22 protein-coding genes are annotated in these 26523 nt (G+C 71.8%); 12 read left to right on the plus strand and 10 right to left on the minus strand.

Features of this window, described 5'->3' with window-relative positions; translation table 11 throughout:
* Nucleotides 1–18 precede the first annotated feature (18 nt).
* Together ACIGXE_RS13765 and ACIGXE_RS13770 are read left to right on the plus strand one after the other, a co-directional pair.
* Entirely contained in the window at nt 19–1389 is a 1371-nt protein-coding gene (locus ACIGXE_RS13765; RefSeq protein ID WP_399746771.1) for an MFS transporter, read from the plus strand.
* Nucleotides 1386–2426, plus strand: coding sequence for a TolB-like translocation protein (locus ACIGXE_RS13770; protein WP_399746772.1), 1041 nt, complete (start codon nt 1386–1388; stop codon nt 2424–2426). The genes ACIGXE_RS13765 and ACIGXE_RS13770 overlap by 4 nt, the downstream gene beginning before the upstream one ends.
* 91 nt (nt 2427–2517) lie before the next feature.
* Here ACIGXE_RS13770 and ACIGXE_RS13775 read toward each other — a convergent pair whose 3' ends face one another.
* The 3 genes from ACIGXE_RS13775 to ACIGXE_RS13785 form a co-directional block, all read right to left on the minus strand.
* A complete protein-coding gene (locus ACIGXE_RS13775; protein ID WP_399746774.1) occupies nt 2518–3729 on the minus strand; it encodes a Shedu anti-phage system protein SduA domain-containing protein in 1212 nt (403 codons plus the stop codon).
* A gap of 315 nt (nt 3730–4044) precedes the next feature.
* The gene (locus ACIGXE_RS13780; protein ID WP_399746776.1) at nt 4045–4977 is read right to left on the minus strand and encodes a MurR/RpiR family transcriptional regulator; all 933 of its coding nucleotides are present in this window, start codon (nt 4975–4977) and stop codon (nt 4045–4047) included.
* Nucleotides 4978–5656: 679 nt separating this feature from the next.
* A complete protein-coding gene (locus ACIGXE_RS13785; protein ID WP_399746778.1) occupies nt 5657–6229 on the minus strand; it encodes a HutD family protein in 573 nt (190 codons plus the stop codon).
* Nucleotides 6230–6423: 194 nt separating this feature from the next.
* Here ACIGXE_RS13785 and ACIGXE_RS13790 point away from each other — a divergent pair, with 194 nt between their 5' ends.
* Together ACIGXE_RS13790 and ACIGXE_RS13795 are read left to right on the plus strand one after the other, a co-directional pair.
* The gene (locus ACIGXE_RS13790) at nt 6424–6627 is read left to right on the plus strand and encodes a cold-shock protein (protein ID WP_399746780.1); all 204 of its coding nucleotides are present in this window, start codon (nt 6424–6426) and stop codon (nt 6625–6627) included.
* A gap of 87 nt (nt 6628–6714) precedes the next feature.
* On the plus strand, nt 6715–8508 hold the full coding sequence (locus ACIGXE_RS13795; protein ID WP_399746782.1) for a DEAD/DEAH box helicase: 1794 nt from the start codon (nt 6715–6717) through the stop codon (nt 8506–8508).
* A 323-nt stretch (nt 8509–8831) separates the two neighbouring features.
* On the opposite strand, the gene ACIGXE_RS13800 is transcribed toward ACIGXE_RS13795, so the two are convergent.
* Nucleotides 8832–9704, minus strand: coding sequence for a YhjD/YihY/BrkB family envelope integrity protein (locus ACIGXE_RS13800; protein ID WP_399746784.1), 873 nt, complete (start codon nt 9702–9704; stop codon nt 8832–8834).
* A 381-nt stretch (nt 9705–10085) separates the two neighbouring features.
* Here ACIGXE_RS13800 and ACIGXE_RS13805 point away from each other — a divergent pair, with 381 nt between their 5' ends.
* Entirely contained in the window at nt 10086–10742 is a 657-nt protein-coding gene (locus tag ACIGXE_RS13805; protein WP_399746786.1) for a GAP family protein, read from the plus strand.
* A gap of 15 nt (nt 10743–10757) precedes the next feature.
* Here ACIGXE_RS13805 and ACIGXE_RS13810 read toward each other — a convergent pair whose 3' ends face one another.
* The 5 genes from ACIGXE_RS13810 to ACIGXE_RS13830 all read right to left on the minus strand — a co-directional run bounded on the left by ACIGXE_RS13810 (nt 10758) and on the right by ACIGXE_RS13830 (nt 15814).
* Nucleotides 10758–11987: a hypothetical protein gene (locus ACIGXE_RS13810; protein ID WP_399746788.1), complete on the minus strand. Its 1230-nt coding sequence runs from the start codon at nt 11985–11987 to the stop codon at nt 10758–10760.
* Between the two features lie 315 nt (nt 11988–12302).
* Nucleotides 12303–12593 carry an SHOCT domain-containing protein gene (locus ACIGXE_RS13815; protein WP_399746790.1) on the minus strand — a complete coding sequence of 97 codons (291 nt, stop codon included), beginning with the start codon at nt 12591–12593 and terminating at the stop codon, nt 12303–12305.
* Between the two features lie 52 nt (nt 12594–12645).
* Nucleotides 12646–13104, minus strand: a complete 459-nt coding sequence (locus ACIGXE_RS13820; protein WP_399746792.1) for a DUF6325 family protein — start codon at nt 13102–13104, stop codon at nt 12646–12648.
* Nucleotides 13105–13314: 210 nt separating this feature from the next.
* Nucleotides 13315–14223, minus strand: a complete 909-nt coding sequence (locus ACIGXE_RS13825; RefSeq protein ID WP_399746794.1) for a formylglycine-generating enzyme family protein — start codon at nt 14221–14223, stop codon at nt 13315–13317.
* Nucleotides 14224–14410: 187 nt separating this feature from the next.
* Nucleotides 14411–15814 carry a sulfatase gene (locus ACIGXE_RS13830; protein ID WP_399746795.1) on the minus strand — a complete coding sequence of 468 codons (1404 nt, stop codon included), beginning with the start codon at nt 15812–15814 and terminating at the stop codon, nt 14411–14413.
* A 379-nt stretch (nt 15815–16193) separates the two neighbouring features.
* Here ACIGXE_RS13830 and ACIGXE_RS13835 point away from each other — a divergent pair, with 379 nt between their 5' ends.
* The 6 genes from ACIGXE_RS13835 to ACIGXE_RS13860 all read left to right on the plus strand — a co-directional run bounded on the left by ACIGXE_RS13835 (nt 16194) and on the right by ACIGXE_RS13860 (nt 23056).
* The gene (locus tag ACIGXE_RS13835; RefSeq protein WP_399746797.1) at nt 16194–17585 is read left to right on the plus strand and encodes a protein kinase; all 1392 of its coding nucleotides are present in this window, start codon (nt 16194–16196) and stop codon (nt 17583–17585) included.
* A gap of 136 nt (nt 17586–17721) precedes the next feature.
* Nucleotides 17722–18810 carry a PH domain-containing protein gene (locus ACIGXE_RS13840; protein ID WP_399746799.1) on the plus strand — a complete coding sequence of 363 codons (1089 nt, stop codon included), beginning with the start codon at nt 17722–17724 and terminating at the stop codon, nt 18808–18810.
* A gap of 359 nt (nt 18811–19169) precedes the next feature.
* Complete coding sequence (locus tag ACIGXE_RS13845; protein ID WP_399746801.1) at nt 19170–19346, plus strand: hypothetical protein; 177 nt, start codon at nt 19170–19172, stop codon at nt 19344–19346.
* A gap of 298 nt (nt 19347–19644) precedes the next feature.
* On the plus strand, nt 19645–20229 hold the full coding sequence (locus ACIGXE_RS13850) for a hypothetical protein (protein WP_399746803.1): 585 nt from the start codon (nt 19645–19647) through the stop codon (nt 20227–20229).
* Nucleotides 20230–20244: 15 nt separating this feature from the next.
* A complete protein-coding gene (locus ACIGXE_RS13855) occupies nt 20245–22482 on the plus strand; it encodes a DUF6571 family protein (protein ID WP_399746805.1) in 2238 nt (745 codons plus the stop codon).
* Nucleotides 22483–22486: 4 nt separating this feature from the next.
* Nucleotides 22487–23056, plus strand: coding sequence for a hypothetical protein (locus tag ACIGXE_RS13860; RefSeq protein WP_399746807.1), 570 nt, complete (start codon nt 22487–22489; stop codon nt 23054–23056).
* A gap of 323 nt (nt 23057–23379) precedes the next feature.
* Here the strand turns inward: ACIGXE_RS13860 and ACIGXE_RS13865 are convergent, their stop codons facing one another.
* Nucleotides 23380–24720 carry a tetratricopeptide repeat protein gene (locus ACIGXE_RS13865; protein ID WP_399746809.1) on the minus strand — a complete coding sequence of 447 codons (1341 nt, stop codon included), beginning with the start codon at nt 24718–24720 and terminating at the stop codon, nt 23380–23382.
* Nucleotides 24721–24857: 137 nt separating this feature from the next.
* On the opposite strand from ACIGXE_RS13865, the gene ACIGXE_RS13870 reads away from it, so the two are divergent.
* Nucleotides 24858–26207: a M64 family metallopeptidase gene (locus ACIGXE_RS13870; protein ID WP_399746811.1), complete on the plus strand. Its 1350-nt coding sequence runs from the start codon at nt 24858–24860 to the stop codon at nt 26205–26207.
* Nucleotides 26208–26523: the final 316 nt, after the last annotated feature.

The raw sequence follows: 26523 nt of genomic DNA on the forward strand, positions 1-26523 counted from the left end.
AGGCTGGAGTCCTGGACCGTGTACCTGGCCGACCGCTCCTCACCGCAAGGGACGCCCAGTTCCGCGCCGGACCGCGTCCGCGGCACGGTGCGGGCGGTCTCCCCGACCGTCCTGGCGCTCGGCACGGTCAGCCTGATCACCGACGTCTCCAGCGAGATGGTCACCGCCGTGCTGCCCCTGTACCTGGTCATGGGTCTCGGGCTCAGTCCGCTGGGCTTCGGGATGCTCGACGGCGTGCAGAACGGCGTGAGCGCCCTGGTGCAGCTCACCGGCGGCCATCTCGCCGACCGGGTGCGGAACCACAAGCTGATCGCCGGGATCGGGTACGGCCTGTCGGCGCTGTGCCGGCCCCTGCTGCTCGTCCACAACATGGGCGCGCTGGGTGCGGCGCTGGCCCTGGACCGTACGGGCAAGGGCCTGCGCACCGCCCCGCGCGACGCCCTGATCTCGCTGTCCGCCCCGCCGGACCGGCAGGGCCGGGCCTTCGGCGTGCACCGGGCGATGGACACCACCGGGGCCCTGCTCGGCCCCGTCCTCGCCTTCCTCATCCTGGGTGTGGCGGCCGGGGGTTACGACGCGGTGTTCGCGGTCAGCGGGTGCGTGGCGGCGCTGGGGGTGCTGGTGCTGCTGCTCTTCGTACCGGGCGGGAAGAGGGCGGCGGCGCCGGCAGCGCAGGCCGCGGGCCCGGACGCCGCGCTCCGGGACCCCGCGACGGCGCCGACCCCCGCGCTCGACTCGGCGGCCCCGCTCGCGACCCCTCACGCGGCTCCTCACGCGCCGCCGCAGGCGGATCTGCGGGTGGATCTGCGGGCGGCGTTCGGGCTGCTGCGGACGCGGCGGCTGCGGGCGCTGTTCGGGTGCGCGGTGCTGCTCGGCCTGACGACGGTCAGCGACGCGTTCCTGTACCTGCTGGTGCAGCGCCGCACGGGGATCGACGAGCAGCTGTTCCCGCTCCTCCCGCTGGGCACGGCGACGGTGTTCCTGCTGCTCGCGCTGCCGGCCGGGCGGCTCGCGGACCGGGTGGGGCGGCGGGCGGTGTTCCTGGCGGGGCACGCCGGGCTGCTGCTCGCGTACGCGTTGCTGCTCTGGGCGCCCGCCACCCCGGCCCTGCCGTACCTGGTCCTGGTGCTGCACGGCGTCTTCTACGCCGCCACGGACGGCGTGCTGCCCGCCGCGGTGGCCGCGGTGGTGCCCGAGCGACTGCGGGCGAGCGGCATCGCCCTGGTCGGCACCGGCCAGGCGCTCGCCCGCTTCTGCTGTTCCCTGGCCTTCGGCGCCGCGTGGGCCACGTGGGGCGACGGCCCCGCGCTCGCCGCGGCGGCCGCCGGCCTCGCCTGCTGCGCGGCCGTCGCCGGTGCCGCCCTGCGCCCCACGGGAGATCCGCGATGACCCTCACCCCGCTGCGCCGCCTGCTGATTTTCGCCGCGGGGCTTCTGCTCCTCGGGGGCGTGGGGGCCTGGGCCGTGTTGTCGGCCGCCGACCGGGCCGCCGAGGAGAACAAGCCGCGGGCGGGCGGCCCGGCCTTCGCGAGCGGCAGGGTGCGGCTGGACAAGCCGGGCCGGCTGGTCTTCCGCAACACGGCGGCGGGTCCGCACCGGGACCGTCTGGTGTCGGTCCCGGCCGCGACCGCGGCGGCCGCGACCCGCACCGCCTCCGACGTGAGCTGTCTGCGCTTCCACTCCGCGGCCGGCACCGGCGTCTGCCTCCAGTCCACGACCGTGCTGGGGCGCCCGGCCTACCGCGCGCAGATCCTCGACGCGGACCTGCGGGTCCGCGAGACGTACGCGCTCGCGGGCATCCCGAGCCGGGCGCGGGTCTCGCCCAGCGGCCGGCTGGCCGCCTGGACCGTGTTCGTGAAGGGCGAGTCGTACGGCTCCGCCTTCTTCTCGACCCGTACCGCGATCCTCGACACCCGCGGCTGGAAACTGGTCCCGAACCTGGAGGAGTTCGCGATCGTCCTGGACGGCCGGCCGTACCGGAACAAGGACGTCAACTTCTGGGGGGTGACCTTCGCGAAGGACGACGACACCTTCTACGCCACCCTGAGCACGGGCGAGGAGACGTACCTGGTCCGCGGCTCGCTCGCGGCCCGCTCCGTCACCACCCTCACCCGCAACGTCGAGTGCCCGTCCCTCTCTCCGGACGGCACCCGCGTCGCGTACAAGAAGCGCGTGCTCGGAACGTCCGCGCTGTGGCGCGAACACGTCCTGGACCTGCGGACCTTGAAGTCCACCCCACTCGCCGAGCGGCGCAGCGTCGACGACCAGGCGATCTGGCTCGACGACCGCACCCTGGCCTACGCCCTGCCCGCCGACACCCGCGCGAACTCCGACGACGTCTGGACCGTCCCGTCCGACGGCTCGGGCACCCCCCGCGTCCTCCTGCAGGACGCCCTGGCCCCCGCGGCCGCCCGAGCGGCCGAGTGAGCTGCCCCCGCCCGCGCGCCTGCCCCCCGGTCCCGGCCCCGACGGGGGCGCGCGGGCTCGGCCCCGGTCGGCCTGACCCGGCGGACGGGCCCTAGATCACCTCGCCGGCCGCGAGGGCCCGTTCCGCGCCGTCGATGAGCTCCTTGTAGGTGAGGATCTCGATCCGGTTCAGGTGCGAGGCGTGGATCCGGAGCGCGTCGTTGATCTCCTTCTCGTCGACCTCCGGCTGGCCCAGCGGATGACCGACGAGGACGGTGGCACTGGCGCGACGGGTGTCGACGCCGAACTCCCGCCCTATGCGGTCCCGGTTCTCGTCAAGGCCGACGAGGTAGTTGACGGCCTGGGCGACGGCGTCGTGCACCTCTCGCCTCGGCACCCAGGCGCCCCGGTGCTCCTTCACCAGTCTCACCGCCGCGGCCTGCTTCAACTCGACTATGTGGAGCGAGCCGTCGGCACGGATCAGCGGGATGTCGACCTCGTCCCCGGGCACCAGCCTCCGCTGCTGGGCCTCACCGATGAAACGTCCGCCGAACACCCAGTACATCCCCTTCAGCGCCCTCTGCAGAGCGTGTTCGGAGGCGACCGGGTCTTCGGCCAGGCGGCGCAGTTCCTGGAGCTGCCCGGCCCTGCGCTGCAGCTCCGCCGCGCGCAGGACCGTACGCCCGTCCTCGTCCCCCGCGAGGACCGCCAGGGCCTCCGGCGACGACATGATCCGGCGGGCGGCCCCCGCCGGATCGGTCACCTCGACGCGGTTCCTCAGCACGCGCTCGGTCCACAGCGCGCGCTCGGCGATCCCGCGGGGAATGTGGTAGCGAGCCGGGTCGTCGACCGGGGCCTGCATGTAGCGGGCGTCGTGTCCGAGCGTCCGCACGTGGTCCAGGACCTCGGCCACGGTGGCCTGCGGACGCTCACCCAAATACTTCTCGGCCTCGTGGCACCAGAACTCGTTCATCATGGCGACGGTCCGGGCGATGGTCTCGAGCTCCGCATGGTCACGCGGGCCGCGGTCGAAGAGGTGCAGCCGGTACTTCTCCTCGTAGTCGGGCCTCAGAAGCCGCCCCTCGGTGTAGTGGAGGGCGTCCTGCAGGGACCGTACGACCTCCCACTCCTCCGCCGTCGCCGCCGAGCGTCGCGCTCCGGCGAGGAGCTCGGTCAGCCGCCGCCCGCCCTTGCGCCTCCCTCCCGTTCCGGACCGCACGTGGCGCAGGGCCGCGCCGACCGCGTCCTTGACGGTGTCCGCCGTCGCGGTCGAGAGGATCGCGTCGAGGTGGAGTTCGAGAGCCATGTCGGATCGTGTGGGCATGCGCCGGATTCTCTTCCACGGGTCTGACAGCCCGGTGCGCAAATGTGCGGCGGCTCCGGTCCAGGGGTTGACCGGAGCCGCCGGGGTGCAACCGCGTGGGGCGCGGTCATGCCGTTCAAACACGAGGGTCGTCCGAGGAGGAGGGGGCGACCTGTCGATGTTCTGTTCGGGCCCGTGGGGGCCTCTTCAGTAAATATACTTACTGTCGAGAAAGCAAGAGAATGAAAATTTTCATGCTACTGGGCGGTACGAAACCGCCCGCCCCTCTCCCGCGGTTCAGGGCGGGCCGTGGGCGGCCGGGGCACCGGCCTCGGCTCACTCGTCCAGGAAGAAGGCGTGCTGCTCGGCCGCCTGCTCGTACTTCTCCAGCCGCAGCTGCGTACGCTCCGGATCCGCGTCCGCCATCGCCTGGAGGATGGCCGCCGACAGCACCCCCGGCGCCGCGTACGAGTCGAAGACGAGCCGGGAGCCGGTGCCCGCGGTGAAGACGACGTCCGCCTCGTCGACGAGCGGGCCGAGCGCCAGATCGGTGATCAGCGCGACGCGCAGGCCGGCGGCACGGGCGGCCCTGACGACGGCGAGGGTCTCCTTGGCGTGGCGGGGCATCGCGAAGGCCAGCACCCAGGTGCCGCCCGCCTCCCGCGCCTGCAGCAGCCCGTCGTAGGCGACGCTGCCACCGCGCGTCACCACCCGGACGTCCGGGTGGATGCGGCGCGCGGCGTACGCGAAGTACTCGGCCAGGGAGACCGAGATCCGCAGGCCGAGGACGGTGAGCGGCACGGATCGGGCCAGCTCACGGCCGATGTCGAGGATCCGGTCCGGGTCGGCGAACACGCGCCGCAGGGCCGTCAGGTTCTCGATCTCGGCGTCGACCGCCGACTGGAGCTCGTTGCGCAGCCGCCCCTCCGCCTCCCCCTCGTCCGGCACGCCGGCGACCGCGCTGAGCGCGATGGGCTGCAGGGCCTCCCGGAGCGCGGGGTAGCCGCTGAACCCCAGCGACGCGGCGAACCGGGTCACGGACGGCTGACTGACGCCCACGCGCTCCGCGAGCTCGGTGATCGACAGGAACGCGGCCTCGGTGAGGTGGTCGATCAGGAACTGGGCGATGCGCCGCTGCGCGGGGGACAGCCGGTGTCCGCCGAAGAGCGCCCGCACCCGCTCGGCGGGGGTGGCCGCCTCCGGTTCCGACGAGCGTCTGCCCGGCGTGATCGCGGCCGCCTGTGCGCGCGCCTGCTGCCCAGATGGCACGGGGTGCCTCCTTCTCGTCTCCTTGCCGCCCAAGATAGTTCAACGGGCGCCCCCGTCCCCGAGCAGCCGCCCGGGACGGGCGGGGGCCCGGGCCCCGTTCGGCACCGCCGTCGACCGCGTGGCGCTCCCCCGGACACGCCGTTCGCTTGGTGCCGCGACCCGGCAGACCTCAGCGTCCCATTCGGGGCGGAATTCTTGCTTTCGCCCGTAAGGGGATCGCCGATGATGCACGAACGGCGCCACCGCACACCGGAATGCGACGAAGAGGTCGACCTCGTCGTGGTCGGCTCGGGCTCCGGCGGCTCCGTCGCCGCGTACCGGCTCGCCGCCGGCGGCCGGTCCGTCGTCGCCTTGGAGCGCGGCAAGCCGTACCCGCCCGGCGGCTTCCCCCGGAGACCCGCGGTCATGGCCGCAACTTCTGGGACCCGAGCGAGGGTCTGCACGGACGGTTCGACATCTGGTCCTGCCGCGGGCTGGAGCAAGTCGTCTCCAGCGGCCTCGGCGGCGGCTCGCTCATCTACGCCAACGTGCTGCTGCGCAAGGACGAGAAGTGGTTCGGTCGTGCACGGGGCCGGGGTGCGGGCCGAGCTGTTCCGGCCACCGCTGCGACGCACTGTCTGAACTGCGCGTGGCACGCGCTCCATGGCGCGAGCGGACCCGGGGGCCGCGGCCCGCGGCGTCAGCCCCGCGTCGGCGTCACGGTGACGGCGGCCGTCACGCCGTCCACGCGGAGATCGGCGGCCTCGTCGTCGGAGAAGAGGACGGCGTCGTACCGGCCGAGGGTGACCCCGGACCCGGCGACGGTCGCCGTGCCCGCGAGCGCGATCACCAGAGTCAGGGCCCCGCTCCGCGGGACGACGGAGAAGTTCTCACGCGTCACGCGCACCTGCGCGGTCGCGGCGGCGCGGCGCGTCATCACGTTGAAGTCGACGAGCGGGCCGCCCAGCAGCCGGCAGTCCGTGACGGCGTCGCCGGAGAAGGAGAAGGGCTCGTACGGGGCGTCGACGGTGTGCGGGACCCCGTCGACGGTCAGCTCCATCCCCGGCCCGTCCACGACCGTGATGATCCGGTCCACCCCCGGGAAGGAGGAGAAGGGACCGCCGCTCGCGACGTCGGCGAGGCTCACCCGCCAGGCGAAGTCCGCCAGGCCCGCGTCGGCGGGACCGGCGGCCACCTCCCGGGTCACCCCGCCACCGTTCCGCCAGCGCGTCGCCGGGCGGTCATGGGCCATGAGCAGGCGTCCTGCGGTCATCTCGTCAGCTCCTTCGGCGCGCACTCGGCAGGAGGTCGGTGCCGGACGCGCCCCCGCCGAGCCGTGCTATGGTTTCCAGAGTTGCAGTTGCGGTACCCATGAACCTATGTGCGCCTGACAGGAATGCTTCCTCAGGCGCATATTTTGTTTCCGGCATCTCCGGATGGGGCCTCTGCCTACAGAAGGAGAAGATCATGGCACAGGGAACCGTCAAGTGGTTCAATTCCGAAAAGGGCTTCGGCTTCATCGAGCAGGACGGCGGCGGCCCGGACGTCTTCGCCCACTACTCGAACATCGCCACCCAGGGCTTCCGTGAGCTCCAGGAGGGGCAGCGGGTTTCCTTCGACGTGACGCAGGGCCAGAAGGGCCCGCAGGCCGAGAACATCATCCCCGCCTGATCGCCACACGCGTATCCACTCACCGGGGTCCGCACCGTCATGGTGCGGACCCCGGTTTGCGCTGTTTCCAGGAAGGCGGACCACCGCATGTCCCGTAGGCCCCAGAAGTCGAGCCGGCGTTCCTCGTCGCCGTCACCGGCCCCGTCGTCACCGAGGGAGTTCCGGCTGCCGGAAAACACGACGCCGGCCCTTCCCGCCGTCGAGGACTTCGCGGACATGGACCTGCCCTCAGGCCTGCTGAAGACCCTCGTCGCGCAGGGCGTCACCACGCCGTTCCCCATCCAGGCCGCCACGCTGCCCAACTCGCTGGCCGGCCGCGACCTGCTGGGCCGGGGCCGTACCGGCTCCGGGAAGACCCTCGCGTTCGGGCTTGCGCTGCTGGCCCGTACCGCCGGCCTGCGCGCCGAGCCCAAGGCACCCCTGGCCCTCGTGCTGGTGCCCACCCGGGAACTCGCCCAGCAGGTCACGGACGCGCTCACGCCCTACGCCACGGCCGTGCACCTCCGGCTGGCCACGGTGGTCGGCGGGCTGTCCATCACCAAGCAGGCCGCCGCGCTCCGCCGCGGCGCCGAGGTGCTCGTGGCGAGCCCGGGCAGACTCAACGACCTCGTGGAACGCGGGGACTGCGTGCTCGACCAGGTGCGCATCACGGTGCTGGACGAGGCCGACCAGATGACCGACATGGGCTTCCTTCCCCAGGTCACCAAGCTGATCCAGCAGGTGCGGCCGGACGGCCAGCGCATGCTCTTCTCGGCCACCCTGGACGCCAACATCGACCGCCTCGTGCAGCGGTTCCTCACCGACCCCGTGGTCCACTCCGTGGACCTGTCCGCGGGGGCCGTGACCACGATGGAGCACCACGTGCTCCACCTGCTGGACGAGACCGACAAGAAGGCCGTCACCACCCGCATCGCGGCCCGTGACGGCCGGGTCATCCTCTTCCTCGACACGAAGAGGTCCGCCGACCGGCTCGCCAAGCGGCTCCTCTCGGTCGGCGTCCGCGCCGCCGCCCTGCACGGAGGCCGGAGCCAGCCGCAGCGCAACCGCACCCTGGAACAGTTCAAGAGCGGCCTGGTCACCGCGCTGGTGGCGACCAACGTGGCGGCCCGGGGCATCCACGTGGACGACCTCGACCTCGTCGTGAACGTGGATCCCCCCACGGACCACAAGGACTACCTGCACCGGGGCGGCCGCACGGCCCGCGCCGGCGGCAGCGGCAGCGTGGTCACCCTGGTCCTGCCGGACCAGAAGCGGGAGGTCAACAAGATCATGTCCGACGCGGGCATCCGCCCCCGGACGGCCCGCCTCACGTCGAGCGACGCGGAGCTGGCCGAGATCACCGGCGCTCGCGAGCCCTCCGGCGTTCCCGTGACCGTCGAGGTCGTCCAGCCGGCACCGCCGGCGCCCCGCCGGGAGCGGAAGGCGGGCACCGAGCCCGGCACGCGATCCGGCCGGCGCCGCAGGAGCGGCGGCGCGGCGACGACGGACGCGGCGGCCCCCACCGGCACGCGGGAGCGCGGCAGGACCGAGCGCGGCGCAGCCGAGCGGGGCAGGACCGAGCGCGGCACGACCGAGCGCGGCTCGGGCCGCCGGACCGGGGCGGCCGGGGCGACCGGGGCCGAGCGGTCTTCCGCGGGCCAGGGGCGTACCCCTGGCCGCCGCACCGGGGCCGGCAAGGCCACGAGTGCCACCGGTGCCGCCGCCGGCACGGGTGGCCGCGGCCCCGACCGTCGGGGCGGGGACGCGACGGCTTCGAGCCGGTCCGCCGCCGCGGGCAAGCCCTCCCGGGGCTCGGGCCGCCGGGCGTCGACGGCCGGCGGCAACGCCGGCGACCGCTCGTCGACCCGAGGTGAGCGCCGCAGGTCGGCGCCGCAGGCGTAGCGCGGGGCGGCGCCGTGACGGGGCCACCCGTAACGATGCCGTCGCGGGGCCACCCGTGGCGGTGCCGTCACGGGGCCGCCCATAGCGGTGCCGTCACGGGGCCGCCCGTAGCGGTGTCGTCACGGCACAGTGCCGTCGCGGGACCGGCCGTAACGGTGCCGTCGCGGCGCCGCCCGTAACGGTGTGGCAGCCGTGCGGTGCCGCGGCGCTGCGCCGTAACCGGTGCACCGCTACGGCGCCGTGGCTATGCGGCGCCGTGCGGTGCCATGGCCGTCGGGCGCCGTGCCGGGGTGGTCAGCCCGCCGCTGCCCCTCCCCCGGCGGTCAGTCCGCTGCCGAGCTGTTCGGCCCCGGCCCGCCCGGCGACCCGTCGTCGGACGGCACGGGTGAGCCCAGGCGGCGGGCCGCCCACGGTTCGCGGGCGATGACGGCGCCGGCGGTGACGCACAGGGTCACGACCACGCAGAGCGCGATGAGCCAGCTCAGCAGGGTGAAGACCGCGCCCAGGGAGCCGTACTTGTCCAGGCTCCGGTTGAGGGCCACCGGAACGTAGAGCGACGCGGTCGACGTGAGGACGGTCAGGGCGACGCCGGTGAGCAGCGCGCCCGGCAGCAGCGGCGGCCACGGCACGCGTGCGGTCAGCAGCAGGTGCTGCGTCCACCACCACATGCCGACCTCCGCGAGCAGCAGGAGCGGAAAGCCCAGCCACAGGCCCAGCCCGAAGCCGCTGTGCAGGCTGCCTTGCGCGCCGACCATGACCATCCAGGCCCCGAGCCAGGCGACCCAGCGCCAGGCCGCCACCCGCGCGCTCGCGCCCCGCAGGCTCCAGGCGCGCTCGCACAGGCGTTGCATGGCGCGGCTGCACGCGGTGGCCGAGATGAGCACCATCAGCCCGCTGACGACGCCGGTGGTCTGCCGCAGCTCGTCGGAGGGGTGGCCGGTGCCCTGGAGGGCCTTGCCCAGTTCGGTCCCCGCGCTCCCGGTCAGGCCGAAGACGGCCTGCAAAGAGCTGACGAACTGGTCGCGCAGCTCCGGCGGGGCGATCGAGGCGACCACGAACAGCAGCGGCACCGCCGTGAGGAAGGTCTGGGCGGCCAGCCGGGTGGCCGAGTCGAACACGTTCACCGAGATCAGGTGCGACATGAGGTGCGTGATCAGCGGGAACCGTTCCTCGGTGCCGGTCCGCAGCTCCTTCACGCGGGTTCCCAGCTTCGCGAGCCGTGACCGCATCCGCGTCGTCACCCGGGACCGCAACGAGGCTTCGGACCGCCGGCGCCGCTCGCGCCGCCGGTCGCGGCGTGACCCGCGGTCGGCGCGGCGCCCTCCGCCCCTTGTCGCTCGCTGCATGGTGCCAGCGTGCCGCCCGGGCGACCGCCCGGCTCGTAACGGCGGCGCGACCGCGACCGAACGGGTGAAACCGCCCTCGGAGAAGGCTCCGGACCCGGGATCGTGGGGCCCGTCCCGCCCTGGCCGGGCGCCGCCCTCGACGATTTGTGGGGTCCTGGCGGGACGGTGAAGATAAGGCCATGAGCGAGAGCGGCCCGGAGACCGGGCCCGCGGGGCCGTGCGGGGGCCGCGATGACGCTTGACCTGGTGATCATCGGGCTGGGAATCGCCGTGTTCCCGCTCTCGGTGACCGCGTTCGTGCTGGTGCTCTCGGCGGATCGCGGGATCTGGAAGGGCCTCGCCTTCATCCTCTCCTGGCTCGCCTGCTTCGTGGCCGTCCTCGTCGCCGTGCTGATCACCACCGGCGGCAAGCCGCCCGCCCCGAAGTCCCCTCCCTCCACCGCCTCTTCCGCCGTCAAGCTCGCCATCGGCCTGGGGCTGGTCGCGTACGGCTGGTACCGGCACAAGGCGGCTACGCGGACCGAGCGGCGCGAGAAGCCCCCCGGCAGGATGTCGGCGCGGCTCGACCGGATCTCCGTGTGGACCGCGGCGGGGCTCGGTCCGCTGCTCCAGCCCTGGGGTCTCGTGGCGGCCGGTGCGGCGACGGTGGTGAGCGCCGACCTCTCCCGTAGCTCCTCCTACGCCGCCCTGGTGGCGTACTGCGTCCTCGCCACGAGCAGCCTGCTGGCGATGGAGCTCTACGCGCTGTTCGCGCCCGACTCGGCCCGCGTCCGGCTCGGGAGGCTGCGGACCTGGCTCCATACGCACCAGAACCAGGCGCTCGTGGGCGTGACCGTGGTGGTGGGGCTGTTCCTGGTGGCGAGAAGCATCCACCAGCTGACCTCCTGAGCCGGCCTTCCCCGCTCAGACCACGTCCGGATGCCGTCGCCGCTCCCTGCCGCGGCCGTCGGCGGCCAGCAGGGCGATCACCGCGAGCACCGCGAGCAGGATGAGGACGAGGAGCAGGATCGTGAGGACCGTGGGGTGGTTCCACAGGGCGAACAGAAGGGCGACGAGCAGGACGGCGCCGAGGGTCAGCCACTTGCGGTGGGCCTCGGTCCAGGTGCCCACGGGGCCGGTGTCGATCCCGTGGCCGCCCCACCAGCCGGCCGCCGAGTCGGCGCCGCGCTCGGCGGTGGAGCGCGTGGCGCGGGCCAGTCGGCCGGGGCCGACGAAGTAGGCGCCGAGGGCGATGACGACGCCGAGCACGATCGCGGTGCGCAGCGCGATCCGCAGGAAGTGCAGGAGGTGGTCGAAGACGGCCGCCGCGGCCGCCTCGGACTGCACCTGTGGTGGCAGGTGGTCCAGGTAGTAGCGGCGGGCGACGACGAGCGCGATGGCCACGACCAGACACGCGAAGGCCGCGCCCAGGGCCGTCTTGGCCAGGGCGCGTCGGCGCCGGTGGGCGAGGAACACGCCCGCGGCGGCGAGCACGACCGTGAGAACGGGCAGCCAGTTGCCGACGACGTCCAGGGCGTGCGCGGCGCCCTGCACGCGTTCCAGCTTGTCGGACTGGAAGAGCACCATCTGCTTGTCGACGTCCGGGATCTTCTCCGCCGGCTCCAGGCCCGCGTCCACCAGCTCCTGCTTGACCCGCTCCACGGCCGCCCCGACGTCGAGGGTGACGGTGCCCTCGTCGACGCCGATCGCTCCCCGGCCCTTGCCGGTCAGGGCATGGACCACGGCCGTGTGGGCGGCCCGGTTGGCGGTGACCCACACCTTCTCGAAGCGGTCGCTCTCGACGAACCGGGTGGCCACCTTGTCCGCGGCCGCGTTCACGGCGGCGTCCAGCTGCGGGGCGAGCCCCCTGACGGCCTTGGCCGCGCGCGGCGGCAGGCCCTGCGACTGCAGCCAGGCCGCGATCTCGGCGGTGACCTCCTTGCCGTCGACCCGTACGTCCACGGCGTGCACGATCCGGTTGTGCGCCGCGGCCTCGATCGCCGGGTCGTCGGCGAGCGGTTTCATGGTCGCGACGTAGCGGTCCGTGTCGAGGACGATGTCGTGCACCCACACCGTGAGGACGCTGACGGGGACGAGGATGCAGGCGAGGACGATCAGTACCGCCGACGCCACACTCCGCAGCGCTCTTGCCATGCGTCCTCCATGGTCACGTCATCGTCCTTCAAGGACAGATCTCCGTGTCCATTTCCGTCGACATGGGAGCGCACGGCATCCCGGGCTGAGCCGTTCGGGCGCGGGGACGGGCTCGGTACGGCCCGCGTGGAAACGGGCTCGGTACGGCCCGCGTGGAAACGGGCTCGGTACGACCCGCGCGGAATCGGGCTCGGTACGACCCGCGTGGAAACGGGCTCGGTACGACCCGCGCCGGGCGGCCGTACCGAGCCCGTCCCTGGGGAAGACGACCGGCGAGCTCGAAGAGCTCGGTCGGAGGACGAAGCTCAGCGGGTGTCAGAGGGCGAGGAGCCTGCTCTTCTGGGCGGCGAACTCCTCCTCGGTGAGCACGCCCTGCTCCTTCAGCTGGCCGAGCTCCTTCAGCTGAGCGATCTTGCTGCTCATGTCGTCGCCCGCCGTGGGGGCCGCGGGCGCCGGAGCCGGTGGTGGCGGCGCGTACTGTTCGGCCGCCGCCGCGTCCTGCTGGGCCCAGCGGCCCGCCTGGCGCCGCGAGACCCGGTTGGAGACCGCGGTCGCCGTACCGGCCACCACCGCGGTGCGCGCTACCCCTCGAAGAAGTCCTGGCATGTCGGGCCTCCTTGGCCGCGTTCGAGTGGATGGTGCTCCCCCGGTGGGGGTGTCAGGCGGCGGCTCCGCCGGCGTCCGCGTCCAAGGCGTCGAGCGAGGCGAGGATGGCCTGGACGGGAATGCGTCCGCCGGCCACGAGCTGCGCGCCCTGGCGCCGCAGGGTCCGCGCGAGGGGGGCGGCCCAGAGGTTCTCGTAGATCAGGATCCCGGCCGAGTTGCCCGGCTGGAGGGCGGCCCCCGCCTCGTCGAGGTCGTCCTGCCCGAGCAGTCCGGACGAGGATCCCTCGAAGACGGAGACGTCGAACTCCCCCGCGGTGTCCAGTTCCTTCAGTTCCAGAGCGACGACACTGCCGTCGGCGTCCTTCCTGACGAACAGAAGATCGAGAATGCGGACGATGCCTCTGTCGACCAGGTCGAGGAGCAGGGGAAACGCCTCGCCCGTCATACGGTTGCCGGGGAACTCGATGACCAGATAGTCGACGGGTCCCATGTCCTCGAAATCGTCGCTCATGACCACTCCACTCCACACAGCCGGGAGACGTGACCGCAACCGCCCCCACCTGCGTCGCCCCTCGGCGGGCGTGACCGGACGCAGTCGTATCCCCATTGGAGCATCCGCCAGAAGTCGCCGCACGTGGAGGACGTCCGCGCCGTCGCCGCGGGCGGGGCCGGGACCCGCGGCGGGCCGGCCGTAGGGCTGCGGACCGTAGGGCTGCGGGTGCTACCGGGCGTCGGCGGCCACGCGGAAGCCGATGTTGCCGGTCGAGCTGTCGGGCGTGTTGGAGCTGCGGGCGGCCACCCGGTAGCGGTTGCAGTAGGAGTCGTGGCACAGGTAGGAGCCGCCGCGCATCGCCCGGGAGCCCTCCTGACCGGGGGTGAACCGGTCCGCGCACCACTCCCAGACGTTGCCGACCGTGTTGTAGAGCCCGAAGCCGTTGGGGCGGAAGGACTTCACGGGCGCGGTGCCCGCGTGGCCGCCGGCGGGGAGGTGGGGGAAGTCGCCCTGCCAGATGTTGCACATGCGCTGCCCGCCGGGCGTGAGCTCGTCACCCCACGGGTAGCGGCGTTGCTCCAGTCCGCCGCGGGCCGCGTACTCCCACTCGGCCTCGGAGGGCAGGCGGGTGCCGGACCAGGCGCAGTACGCCTGGGCGTCGTTCCAGGAGACGTGGACGACGGGGTGGTTCTGCCGGTCGGTGATGTGTGAGCCGGGCCCCTCGGGGTGCTGCCAGCTGGCCCCCTCGACGGCCCGCCACCAGGGGACCGCCGCCACCGGTGGGGAGACGTCGGCGATACGGTCGGCGAGGAAGGCGCCGAAGGTGAAGGAGAAGCCGAAGCTTTCGGCCTCGGTGACGTGGCCGGTCGCCTTGACGAAGGTGGCGAACTGCGCGTTGGTCACGGCCGTGGCCGCGATGCGGAAGGGCTCCACGACCACCTCCCGGACCGGCCCCTCCGCGTCCGCGGGGAAGCCCTCCGGGTCGTCGGTGCCCATGAGGAAGCGTCCACCGGGCAGGGCGAGCAGCTGCCGGGCCACCCGCGAGGGCGGTGCCGTCGCGGGCGGTGGCGCGGCGGGCGGCAGCGCGAGGGTGAGCAGGGGGGCCTGGGTGTTGCCGGGTGTGCAGCATCCGTACATGGCGGCTCCGTGGGTACGGGCGTGGGGGGGGGGGGGGGGGGCGGGGGGCCCCCCCCCCCCGGCGGGGGGGGGGGGGGGGGGGGGGGGGGGGGGGCGGCCCCGGGGGGGGGGGCCCCCCCCCACGACTGTCGTGGTGCGGGTGGTGGTGCGCGTGGGGGTGCGGCCCTGGGGCGGGTCGCGGTGCGCGTCAGGCCACGCGGTCGGCGGCGAGCCGGGCGGCCAGGTCGGGAATCCCGAGGGCCTGCTCCTGGGCGGGAGAGGCCTGGTACAGCTTGTTGGTCAGCTGATAGGGGTCGTTCACCAGGTCGTAGTACTCACGGAACTTCACCTGGCCGGTGCCGGACACCGTGCCCTCGGCGTCGGTCGTCAGGTCGTAGTACTCCGTGTACTGCTTGTCCTTGGCCACGTACGAGGACCAGGTGGGCGCCCCACCGGTGCCGGTGCCCTGCTTCCACCACTCCACCAGCAGGTGGTCGCGGTTGTAGGAGGAGAGCAGGGACCGGCCGTCCTGCGGGGCGCTCGGGGTGATGCCCGCCGCGTCGAGGATGGTCGGCGCGATGTCGATGTTCGCGACGATGCGGTCGTCCAGGGTCCCCGCTGCGCGCCCGCCGGCGGGCCAGGAGAGGTAGAACGGCACCTCGTGCGCGGGGCGGTAGGGCACCGACTTCGCGGTCCAGCCGTGATCCGCCCAGCTGAAGCCGTTGTCGCCGATGTAGATGACGAGGGTGTTGTCCAGCTGCCCCAGCGCCTGGAGCTTGTCCTTGAACGCCTGCACCGCGTCGTCGACGGAGAGAAGCGTACGGAGCTGTTCGGCGCGGATGGTCCGGCCGTCGGCGAGGGTGCCGGTGGCGTTCCTGATGTAGGCCGGCTTGTCGCTGCGGTCGTTCTCGGGGACGGAGGGGCGGCCGTTCCAGTCCGGTACGGGAGTGTCCGCGTACTTCGCCTCGGGGGTCCGCGGGCCGTGGGAGGCGTACGGGGTGACGTACGCGAACCAGGGCCGGGGGTCGGTCGCGGCCTTGTCGAGGAAGTTCAGCGTGCGGTTCTTGACGATGGTGGTGGTGTAGCCGTTGATCGTCTGGACGGTGCCGTTGACGTTCCACTGGGCGTCGACGTATCCGGGCTGGAGGAGGGCGAACTCCTCGAAGTGCGGCGGGTTGTCCGCCAGGGTCCAGGAGTTGAGGTACTTGCCGAAGAGGCCGGTGCGGTAGCCCGCCTGCTTGAGGTACTTCTGCACGGTGGTGCTCTGGTCGAGCGCGTGCGAGGCGCCGTTGTTGCGCACGCCGTGGTTGTGGGCGTGGCGGCCGGAGAACACGCTGGAGCGCGAGGGCGCGCACAGCGGGGTGGTGACGTGCCCGTGGGTGAATTTGACGCCCTGGTCGGCGAGCCAGGCGACGGTCTTGGGCAGCGCCCACTCGGTGTGCTTGGGCTGGTCGTCGGTGACGATCAGCAGGATGTTCGGCCGGCCGGCGGCAGCGGCGGGGCCGGCTGCGGCGACCTGCGCGAGGGCGGGTACGGCGGTCGCGGCGGCCACGGCGGCGGCGCCGCCGAGAAAGCCTCTTCGGCTCACCGGCGGACGTCGGTTCTCGCTCATGAGGGTCCATTCCTCCTGGGTGCGTCTGCACAGGGGGCACGGCGGACGGACGGACGAGGGTCGGACCGTCGGCCGCGGTGCGGGAAGGGGAAGAGACGGGAGTCAGGCGAAGACGCCAGGTGGGGATCCCGGGGGGAGAGGGGCGCGTTCAGCGCGCCGGGGCGACCGAACACAGGGCACTGGCCGTGTGCCCCTGGTCGACGTGGCGGCGCGCAGTGAGGATTCCTGCTGCCATGCCCACGACAGTAGGTGATACGGAACCGACCTTCCATGTACGGCAGATGAAATGGGCGCCCACCCTCCGGGACGAGCGGCGGGAGGGTTGCCGGGCTCCGAACGCCAGGGCCAGGCGCGGCAGGCCCCCGGCTATATTCCCTCCGTGGACGACGCTCACGATCAACTCCTCGCCGACCGATACCGGTTGCTGCGACTGCTCGGCCAAGGTGGCATGGGCGCCGTCTGGCAGGCCCACGACGAGCAGCTGGGGAGGGACGTCGCTGTCAAGGAGTTGCGGCTGCCCGAGCATCTGGGCGAGGCCGAGCGGCAGAACTGGATCGCCCGGCTCGACCGCGAGGCCCGCGCCGCCGCACGGCTGAAGCATCCGGGGATCATCACCGTTCACGACCGGATATCCGGCCCCGACGGACGGCCCTGGATCGTCATGGAGCTGGTGAACGGCGGGTCCCTGGCCGACCTCGTCGAGGCGCGGGGCCCGCTCACGCCCCGACGGGCCGTCGACATCGGGCGGCAGGTGGCGGCTGCGCTCGGTGCCGCCCACCGGATGGGGATCACCCACCGGGACATCAAGCCCGCCAACATCCTCCTCGAAGGGGACCGGGTCGTCCTGACCGACTTCGGGATCGCCGCCCTGGAGGGAGACGCCACCCTCACCGCCACCGGCATGATCATGGGCACGCCCGCGTTCATGGCACCCGAGCAGGTCCGTGGCCTGCCCGCGACGGCCGAGTCCGATCTGTGGTCGTTGGGTGCGACGCTGTACGCCGCCGTGGAGGGCCGCCCGCCGTTCGCGGGGACGGCCCCCAGCGCGGTCCTGGTCGCGGTCGTGACGGAGGAACCGGCGCCGGCGGTGCGGGCGGGGGCCCTCGGCCCCGTACTCGACGGACTGCTGCACAAGGATCCGGCCCTGCGCCTGACCATGGATCAGCTGCAGACCCGACTGAACGAGGCCGCCGACGCGACGCCGACCTCCCCCGCGACACCCCCTGTCGCGTCCCGAACCCCCACGATGCCGGCCCAGAGCCCCGCTGTGCGGCAGCCGACGGCGCGTCCCACCGCCACCCCCGGCCCGGGGCGCCGACGCCTCTCACCGTGGGCCAAGCTGGGCGCGATGGCGCTGGTGGTCACGCTGGTCTCGTATGCCGGGTACTTCCTCGACCACCGGGCCGACGAGAACAACACGTACGAGGCCAACCGGAGCGTGGCCGACGCGCTGACCGCCCCCAGGGGCTCCTCCCGGCAGACCACGACCCGCGTCGACCAGGACCGGGCACAGGTGACGTACACGTGGCCCGACCCGTGCGTCGATCACTGCGCCGACCTGGTCCCCCTGGTCGAAGCCTGGATAAGCCAGCAGGCGGGCGTGGCCCGGGTCGACACCCTCGGGGCCGAACGCGGCGGTTGCCTCGCCTACGAGCACGGCTGCCCCGTCCTGATCGAGCAGGTGCCGTCGTACAAGAACCCGACCCTGCAGGGCGCCGCACTCCAGACGGACGGCGACCGCCTCTCCTTCAGGGTCGACGTGGGCCGCTAGCCGACGGCCGCTTCCCCGCCCGACGGGCCGAGGGCGCCGCCGTCTGCCCAGGAGTACAGGGTCGGCAGTCTCACGGCGTGGACATTGCCGTACTCCGCACAAGTATCGTCGTGCGACGGCAGGCAGACTTCCGTCCATGGCTCAAGCTCGCAGCCACAGGCCACCGGAGTCCCACCGCGCCGTCGGGCGCAGCTGGATCGGCCCGGTGAGCGTGTGCACCCTGCTTCTCTCCATCGCGGTCGCGATGGCGTGGTGGATCGTACCGGCCGTGTCCGCGGAGGAACGGGCATGGAAGGCCGCCGTCCCGTGCACCGCCCCGGTCCGTCCGACGAAGGACAGCGCGTGTCTCGCGGCATGGCAGGCCGTGATCGCACGGACCGTCGCCGGTCGACCCAAACAGCCCAGCTGGATGTACTTCACCGACGGCAGGCCGCTGGAGCGGGCAGATGTCTCGATGGATGCCGCCGAGACGTTCCGGTCCGGTGACAAGGTCGAGCTGATTTTCTGGCGCGGCAAGGTGATGACGGTCAGTGGAGCAGGGCACGTCTGGCACCGGCACGTCCCGACCCCCGGATCCGCCGCGGTCCCAGCGGCAGCGTTCGCTCTCCTCGCGGGCTACTCCGGGGCCCTGGCCCTGCTGCGGCTGCGCTGCCGCAGGCTTCCCGAAGACGAGATCCTCCCGTCCGCTGCTCCGTTCGCGGCAGCGCTCGTCGGGACCGCCCTGTGGTTGCTGCCGCTTTGTTACCTGCATCCCACGGACCTGTTCACCTCCCCGACGGCGATCACGGGGGCGACGGTGGGGTCACTGATCACCGCGGGCCTCTTCGCCTGGGCGTGGCGCGCCACCCGGGTCCGTACGCCTGAGGACTACCGGGAGGCAGGTGAGGCGGAGGGGGCTGGGGAGACGGCCGAGGTGTTCCTGGCCGCCCGTTTCCTGGACGATACGGACTACAACCCGAACGGCTTCGGCACCCACATCGTCCTCGGCGACGGCCCTCCCGCGGTGACACCCCATCCCGGCCCCGGCCGGTTCGCGGCAAGACCCGTTCCCGTGGCACGGCTCACCGTTCGTACCGTGCGCCGAGCCCGGGTCGGCGACGGCGAGGGCGTCCCCAGGGACTGGCACGTCGCAGAGCTCGACGACGCGGGCATCCCGGTGCGCCTTGCGGCAGCGCCGGCCAACCTGACCCGTATCCTCCGCGCTCTGGACCGCGCGAAGGTGTGAGCCACTTACGCCCCGGCGGGCGTACCGTGACGGACGCCCGCCAGGAGGCGCGAACCTCCGCCGACCGCGAACCTCCTGGCACCCGGTCGGCTCCCCGCAGTCAGTGATCGGCCGCACAGGTTCTAAGCGCTCCGGCTCGCTGAGGTGCTGCACTGGCGCCCGCCCGCACCCGCTGTCGTGAGTCCCGACGCCTCACCCCTCCACATGGCGGCTGTCATGGAGCGCACCGAGAGCGACGTCGTCCTGGTCGTCGACTATGACGGCGACAAGCCGCACGTACTCGGCACCGTCGACGCGGCAGCCCTGCTCCAGCACTACCTCTGACCGGCCCGCCGGCCAACCACCCCCGAAGGAACACCGTGAACACCAAGCGCCGGGCGTCCGCCACCCTGGTTCTCCTCGGACTTCTCCAGGCGACGCTGGGCACCGTCGTCACCCTTGCCGTGAACAAGGGCTTCGGAGTGCCGCTGTTCTGGAGCTCCACGTTCAGCCTCGCCTGCGCCTGGGTCGCCGAGCGCCGGGCCTCCGTGTCGTAAGCCGGCGGCGCCTGACGGTCTGGCAGAGGACATGGGGTGCCTTCGCCGCTCTGATGGGTCTGGCCGTCCTCCTGATAGCGGCGAGCGGTCTGGTCGTCCTGCCGGAGGCACAGCAGGACGAGGATTTCTACCTGCGGGCGAAGCCATGGCGCCCACGCGCAACCGACCCCGGCCGCGGGGCAGCCAGCGGTTACTCCTCGTCAGACCAGTCGGTCGACACGGATGATGAGGTACACGGGAGACGGTCGCGTCGATCCGCTGTTCGGCCCGGGCGATCTTGGCGAAGAGGTCCGGTTCCGTGGCAGCGATCATGTATGAAGAAGCCGTACTTGTGATCGACATTCTGTGGTGGGCCTGGGGCCGCGCGGGTAGCGTGGCCGACGGGGAAGCCTTTGCGATCGAACACGGGGGTGTTTCGACGATGTCGTTCGAAGACGAGTGGGCCGCTGAGCAAGCGGCTGTCGCCATGCGGCTGAACAAGGCAGACAGCACGGGAGGGTCCACCCCCGCGAAGGGGTCCGGAGACTACGTCGTCGAGGACGACGATCTGGGAGAGATAGGCCATGCCGCGTACGGCCTGTTCAACGGCCTCGAATCGGCCGGCACGCACGCGAACACGGCCAGCGAGACCGCGGGCACGAGTCTGAAGGGCGACGGCTTCGACTCCGGAGCGGCCCTGAGCGAGGTCAACAAGACCTGGGAGACCCAGGTCAAGACCCTCCTTCAGGCGTGTGCGCACATCTCCAACCACCTGAACTACACGAAGAAGTCCAACAGGGCTGAGGACGACTTGATCGCGGCCCAGCTGCGGATCGTCGGTCCGGTCGCCCCGGGCGTCGACGGCGCCGTGTCCGCGTCCCAGATCGACAAGTACTTCCGGTAAGGAGCCGAGCCACTGATGCCCACGTTCGAGCAGCTTCTGAACGCCAAGCTCGGCCCGATGAACACCGCGGCCACTCAATGGACCGAGATGATCTCGAAGCTGACGCAGCTCAAGACGGATGCGTCGGCCATGACGTCCAAGGCCGGCAAGTCGACCTGGCGGGGTGAGAACGCCTCCGTTACGAAGGAGTTCGTCACCAAGACGGCCAAGGAGTTCAGCGACGCCGTCACCGAGGCCGAATCCGTGCGCGACCTCCTTCAGGACGCGTACACCCTGCTGAAGTCGGCACAAGACGACCTCAAGAACACGTACGACAATCCTCCGCCGGGCATCACGATCTACCCCAACGGCGTGCTCTCCCACCGCGTCCACCCGGACCGCCGGCCGGCTGACAGCACCGAACCGGTCGCCACCGAGGCACAGTTCAATGCGCTGCAGGAGAAGATCGACGGCATCTTGAAGCGGGCCGCCGAAGCCGACGAGCTGTGCGCCTGGGGACTGCGCGCACTCATCAAGAACCACCCGAACGACTTCGGCAGCACCGACATCGACGGTGTCGCGGAGGCAAAGAAGCTACGTCAAGAGGAGAAGCAGCAGACCGAGAACGGCCGCGAGGCGGCCAAGCTCTACGCCCGCTGGGAGTACCTGGACGACAAGGAGCGGGAGCGGCTGCTCACGCTCGTCGAGGGCGGCAAGAACCACCCGGCCTTCGCCGCCGAGCTGATGACGAACCTCGACTACAACGGTCGCAAGGGTCAGGAGGCTGTGCTTCTGCTGGCCGGCAGCATGGAACACGGCGGCCGCGACGGCTCGGTCTCCGTCACCGACGCCCGCCTCTACAAGGCGTTCTCCGGCAGCCTCGCCACGGCCACCGGCCCCGACTCCCCGCTCGGCTCCCCGGGCGGGATGACCTCGGCCTGGACGGACCGCCTCATCGGCCTCGCCCGCGAGGGCAACGGGCTGCCCAACCAGCACCCGGGACAGCTGGGGGGCGGGGCGGCGGGGCTCAGCACGCTGACGAAACTGATGGCGGCGGATTCCGGCGACAGCCCGTACGACCCGAAGGACCCGAAGTCCTCCCCGTTCGACAAGGACAAGGACGACCCGGTCTACAGCGAAGCCTTCCTCACGGAGGTCGCCGACACCATCCGTGAGTGGGAGACGAACGCCGACGACCCGTACGACGGCTACATGAAGAACTGGCAGGGCACGCAGGAGGACCCGATGAAGGGCCTGCTGAACGCCATGAGCCGCAACCCCTCCGCGGCCACCTCGTACTTCGACCCGAACACCACGGACAACCTCAAGTACTTCCTGGACGACCGGAAGTGGCCCGGCGCAGACGTCGAGGGCAAGATGCCCGAGGACCTCCAGCACAGCTCGGCCCGCGCCGAGTTCGGTGCGGCTGTCGAAGCCGCGGCCACCGGCCGCGCACCGGGCACCCCGCTGCACGCCATCCCCGCGCACCACGACGCCGCAGAGGCCGCGATCTTCGAGCGGATGGTCGGCGCGTACGCGAAGGACCTGGAAGGAAACCAGAGCGCCGTACCGGTCTCCATGCGTCGGCCCATGGCCGACATCGTCGCCGCCTACTCCTCGGACGTGCACCAGATCCTCGGCAAGACGCTGGACGGGCCGTCGGAGTTCAACAACCTCAACATCAAGGAGGGCGACCTCACCCGGCTCATCCGCTCGACCGCCGAGGACCCGAAGGCCTTCGCCGTCATCCACCAGTCGCAGACCGCGGTCATCGCCGACGGCCTCGCCCGGTTCCCAGAGGATTCCTTCCGCAAGGAGGACACCGACCTGCAGGCATGGGTCAAGCAGTCCTCATCGGTACTCGGCCACCTCGACGGCGTACGCGGTGACGTCATTTACGACATGGGCCAGGCACAGAAGGACACCAACGGCTGGAACAAGATGATCAACTACCACGCCATCGGCGCGCCCTTCACCATCATCCCCGGCGTCGGTGACGTCATCCAGCGCGCGGTCGACGTCGGTACCGCGGCGTACATGAACGACCTGAATGCCCAGGTCGACGCCGCCACCCGGCGGGACATGGTCCATCACTTCGAGAACGGCGAGAACCAGATGTACGCCATGATGCAGAAGGTGGCGAAGCTCCGCGGTCTCACTGACGAGGAGTTGGACGCGAGCCCCGGCTGGTACGAGGACGGCCTTCAGGCGACCGCCGAGCAGTGGCACCAGACCGGCATTGAGAAGGCCGGTTCGAAGATGGGACAGCCGTAGACCCATGGACAAGAAGTGGCTGCCACTGACCATCGTGCTGGGCCTCGCTGGGGCGGCCGTCGTGACGGCGTCGCTCTGGCCCGATGCGGACGAGCCCCCGCCGCCCCAGAGCCTGTGCTACGGCGCACTCAGCCGGAAAACGGCGGAGCTGATCGACGACGGCAAGGGGGGAGAGGTCAGCTCGGAGGAGTGGGAGCGGAAGGGAAATGGCGACTACGCCGTCTTCAAGACATGCCACGTGATGCGCGCCAACCAGGACAGTGACTCCCCCCGCGGGATCTACCAGCTGATCATCGAGGACACGCGGAGTGGCCCCGGCCACAAGAAGGACTCCGTCCCCCTCGGCCCCGGCTTCACGGGCTGGGCCCTCCCCGACAGGGCCGAGGCCACCCTGCCCGCCGGCTGCGCTGCCCGTGTGGGCTCGACCGCCCCCTACATCACGGTGACGCTCATGGCCCCCTCGCAGGCGGAGAAGAAGGGGCTCGTCGACCGGGACACGGCCCTCCGCAACAGCGCCACGGTGATCAAGGAGGCTGCAGGGAACCTCGCAAAGAAATACGGCTGCGAGGCGTAGGACCGGCATCCGGGCTCGACCGCTCTTTCCGGCTGATCCTTCCGCAAGGAGGCACAGGAGCTGCTTGCCCGGGTCAGCAAGGAGCCCACGCCCAGGGGTGGAACCAGATCGGGAGCGGCATCGGACCTGGGCACAGCGTCGACACGCCCAAGGAGGAGGACGGCGGCTACACCGTCAGCACCGAGGACACCGAGACCTGTTCTGCAGGCCCGCATACTCCGGCCGGGAGGCCCCGAGCAGTTCCGGGTCCTCCGCCGCACGATCGGCGGCGTCGCGAAACCGAGATCCGGACCATGGGGGGGCGGAGACTGTCGGCTGCTCGTTCAGCGCCGCGGGAACACCGGTGCCGTCGGAGCCGGCCCCAGCGTCGTCGTGCCGGGGGGCGAGCGATGGCCCAGCCCCGTACGGTACGCGTCCAGCGCGGCCTCGGTGCGGCCGCCGCGGCGCAGAAGGTCGCCCAGCAGACGGCACAGATCGGCGAGGTCGCCGCTCGCGCCGCTGCGCTCCAGCAGTCCGAGCGCCATGACGTAGTGCTCCTCGGCGGTCTCGCTGTCCCCCCGCTCCTCGGCGATCAGCCCGAGCAGCCGGTGCGCACCCCCGGCGTGCACCGCGCCGTGCCGGTCACCCAGTTCAAGAAACGCGGAGAGCAGATCCGACGCCTCGTCGTGCCGTCCGAGCCGCCGGAGGACATCGGCCAACTCCACCTCCACCTGCGCGGTGAAAAGAGTCGCGCGCCTGGCATTCAGCATGTCCCGGGCGGCTCGCAACTCCTTTTCGGCTGAGGCCAGTTCGCCCTTCTGAGCCTGGACGTAGCCGCGCATCCAGTGGCAGTGCGCGAGATCGGTACACAGGCTCAGCTGCTGGTAGATCGCCTGCGCCTTGGCCAGTGAGGCGTCGGCGTCGGCCGTGCGCCCCTCGGCGAGGAAGGTGCGAGCCACCTGCCGGTGCATGCCCGCCACCAGCGCCGGATCGTCGACCTGCGGAGCCAGCGCCAGGGCGAGCTCGGCGGCGTGCGCGGCACGGGCGTGCGCACCCATGTCGATGTACGGGCCGATCACTGCTGCGTACAGGATGACCAGCGCCTCGGGGTCGGCCAGGCCACTCGCACCGAGCTCGTCGATGGTGGATTCGAGCAGGTAGCAGGCGTAACGCAGTTCACCCGCCAGGAGGTGCGCGACGGCACGGCCCCGGATCGCGCGTGCGCGGCGGGGCAGCGGCTCCTCGGCGAGGAGCCGCTCGGCGGCCTGGAAGTGATGGCCCGCGTCGACCAGTTCACCGGTCTCCAGGGCGCAGTCGCCGAGCCCGAGCAGCGCCTCGGCCTGCTCGGGAACGAGTCCGAGGTGCTCCGCGTCGGCGAGGAGCCGGCGGTAGCGCACGGCGGCCTCGTCCGCCGTCCCGGTGGCCAGCTGCTGGTGGGCGTCGGAGAGGGCGAGCCGCAGCTCGGTGGCGAGGTGTGCGGGGCGGCCGGTGGCCAGTTCTTCGTACGACGTACCGAGCCGCTCCGCAAGGAAGCGCAGTGCGGTCTCCGAGGGCCTGACCTTGCCCGACTCCAGCGTCGACACGTACGCGGGGGTGTACGAGGGCTCGGCCAACTGCCGCTGCGTCAGCCCACGTTGAGTGCGCAGGCGCTGTACTCGGTGGCCGATCGTGGCCGGATCGTCCATGCGGACCCCCTGGTTCGTGAACTCCCCAGTATCCAGGCGCAGTAGGCATTGCGCACCCCTCGCCTTGCCTCTAAGTTAAGCAACTTGTTCAGCACATTTACTGAGGCGGTTAACTCGCCTGACAAGGGGCTGATTTCATGCGTTCAGCACGACGCGGAGCCATGGCGGCCGGAGTGGCCGTCGCCCTCGCGGCCGTCCTCGCCGCCGCACCCGGCAGCGCCGCCGCGGACCCGACGGCACCCCCCACGAACCGAGTCGAGGTCGAGATACCCGGGCCGGAACACGGGACGCTCGCCGGATCCGGCCGCACGCATGTGCCGCCGGAGGGCCGGAACCAGCCGACCTCCCACCTGACGGCGACCGAGGCGGTCGCCGACGGCGAGGTGACCAAGGTGGTCGACAACGGCCCCATCGCCGACCGGCTCGACATCGTCGTCGTCGGAGACGGCTACACCGTCGCCGAACTGCCCCGATTCCACGCCGACGCCCAGCAGAAATGGGACGAGTTGACGGCCGTCGAGCCGTACACCACCTACCGCAACCTCTTCAACGTCTGGACCGTCGACGCCGTCTCGAACCAGTCCGGCGTCTCCGGCGACCCCTCTGCCGACACCCTCCGGGACACGGCTCTCGGCTCGTACTTCTGGTGCGACGGCATCGAGCGGCTGCTCTGCGTCGACCAGGACAAGGTCGACGGATACGTGGCTAAGGCCCCCGAGGCCGACCTGGTGCTCGTCCTCGCCAACAGCACCAAGTACGGCGGCGCGGGCTACAACGAGCCCAGCAGGACCCTCGGCTACGAGGGCATATCAACGGCCTCGGCGGGCAACGACAAATCCGGCCAGGTCGCGATCCACGAGACGGGCCACTCCCTGGGCAAGCTGGCCGACGAGTACTTCTACTCCGACTACCCCGGCTACGAGCGCTACGTGGGTCGCGAGCCCGCCGACTCCAACATCACGACTCTCACCGCCGACGACATGGCCGCCCGGGACGCCAAGTGGTACCGCTGGCTCGGCGAGCAGTCTCCCGACGGCGGCGCCGTCGGCGCGTACGAGGGCGGCGGCTACTACGTCACCGGACTGCGGCGTCCCACCGAGAACTCCATGATGCGCTCCCTCGGCAAGCCCTTCAATCTGCCCGGAGCGGAGGCGATGATCGCCGGCTTCTACCGCAAGGCGCGCGTCGCCTCCCCCGTCACGCCCACCGATCGCACCCTCCGCAGGGGCGACACCGCCAAAGCCCTCGTACCCCGGCTGACGGGGGCGGACGGGCGTCAACTCACCATCCGCTGGTACCTGGACGGGCGCGAGATGAAGGCTCTCGCGGGCCGCACCGACGTACGGGTGTCCGACCCCGCCCTGCGGCTGCTCGACCTCCGGACCCACACGCTGTCCCTCACCGCCGTGGACCGCACGCCCTCGGTGCGGGACCGCGACATCGCCCGGACGATGAGGTCCACGGTCAGCTGGAAGATCCGGCTCTGACGGCTCCGGCGGGCAGACGTCGCGGTTCGCGGGCGCCTCGAGGACAGTGTCCGGAAGTATGACGCGGTGGCGGTCGATGCGGATCCGGCAGCCCGAAGACGTGGGCCGTCCCGTGGGCGACGACCTTGCGGCCCCGGCTCCACACGTCCTGGAGGAAGGTGCCGTCCCACGGTGGCGCTCCTGCCGGCGGTCGAACCCATCTCCCCACCGAGTGGGGGTGGCTGACACCAGGATCCGGGCCACTCGCAGACCAGCACTCCACCGACAACGACGCGTCCGACCGACTCGTCGGCCGGGAGCGAAAGGTCATCGCACG

This window comes from Streptomyces sp. NPDC053431 (assembly GCF_044544925.1).
GTDB lineage: Bacteria > Actinomycetota > Actinomycetes > Streptomycetales > Streptomycetaceae > Streptomyces.

Excerpts from the sequence above, each read along its gene's own strand:
- ACIGXE_RS13870 (WP_399746811.1), top strand. The coding sequence starts at position 24,858 with ATGCGTTCAGCACGACGCGGAGCCATGGCGGCCGGAGTGGCCGTCGCC.
- ACIGXE_RS13860 (WP_399746807.1), top strand. The coding sequence starts at position 22,487 with ATGGACAAGAAGTGGCTGCCACTGACCATCGTGCTGGGCCTCGCTGGG.
- ACIGXE_RS13855 (WP_399746805.1), top strand. The coding sequence starts at position 20,245 with ATGCCCACGTTCGAGCAGCTTCTGAACGCCAAGCTCGGCCCGATGAAC.
- ACIGXE_RS13795 (WP_399746782.1), top strand. The coding sequence starts at position 6,715 with ATGTCCCGTAGGCCCCAGAAGTCGAGCCGGCGTTCCTCGTCGCCGTCA.
- ACIGXE_RS13790 (WP_399746780.1), top strand. The coding sequence starts at position 6,424 with ATGGCACAGGGAACCGTCAAGTGGTTCAATTCCGAAAAGGGCTTCGGC.
- ACIGXE_RS13830 (WP_399746795.1), bottom strand. The coding sequence starts at position 15,814 with ATGAGCGAGAACCGACGTCCGCCGGTGAGCCGAAGAGGCTTTCTCGGC.
- ACIGXE_RS13840 (WP_399746799.1), top strand. The coding sequence starts at position 17,722 with ATGGCTCAAGCTCGCAGCCACAGGCCACCGGAGTCCCACCGCGCCGTC.
- ACIGXE_RS13825 (WP_399746794.1), bottom strand. The coding sequence starts at position 14,223 with ATGTACGGATGCTGCACACCCGGCAACACCCAGGCCCCCCTGCTCACC.
- ACIGXE_RS13805 (WP_399746786.1), top strand. The coding sequence starts at position 10,086 with ATGACGCTTGACCTGGTGATCATCGGGCTGGGAATCGCCGTGTTCCCG.
- ACIGXE_RS13775 (WP_399746774.1), bottom strand. The coding sequence starts at position 3,729 with ATGCCCACACGATCCGACATGGCTCTCGAACTCCACCTCGACGCGATC.
- ACIGXE_RS13815 (WP_399746790.1), bottom strand. The coding sequence starts at position 12,593 with ATGCCAGGACTTCTTCGAGGGGTAGCGCGCACCGCGGTGGTGGCCGGT.
- ACIGXE_RS13770 (WP_399746772.1), top strand. The coding sequence starts at position 1,386 with ATGACCCTCACCCCGCTGCGCCGCCTGCTGATTTTCGCCGCGGGGCTT.
- ACIGXE_RS13785 (WP_399746778.1), bottom strand. The coding sequence starts at position 6,229 with ATGACCGCAGGACGCCTGCTCATGGCCCATGACCGCCCGGCGACGCGC.
- ACIGXE_RS13810 (WP_399746788.1), bottom strand. The coding sequence starts at position 11,987 with ATGGCAAGAGCGCTGCGGAGTGTGGCGTCGGCGGTACTGATCGTCCTC.
- ACIGXE_RS13865 (WP_399746809.1), bottom strand. The coding sequence starts at position 24,720 with ATGGACGATCCGGCCACGATCGGCCACCGAGTACAGCGCCTGCGCACT.
- ACIGXE_RS13820 (WP_399746792.1), bottom strand. The coding sequence starts at position 13,104 with ATGAGCGACGATTTCGAGGACATGGGACCCGTCGACTATCTGGTCATC.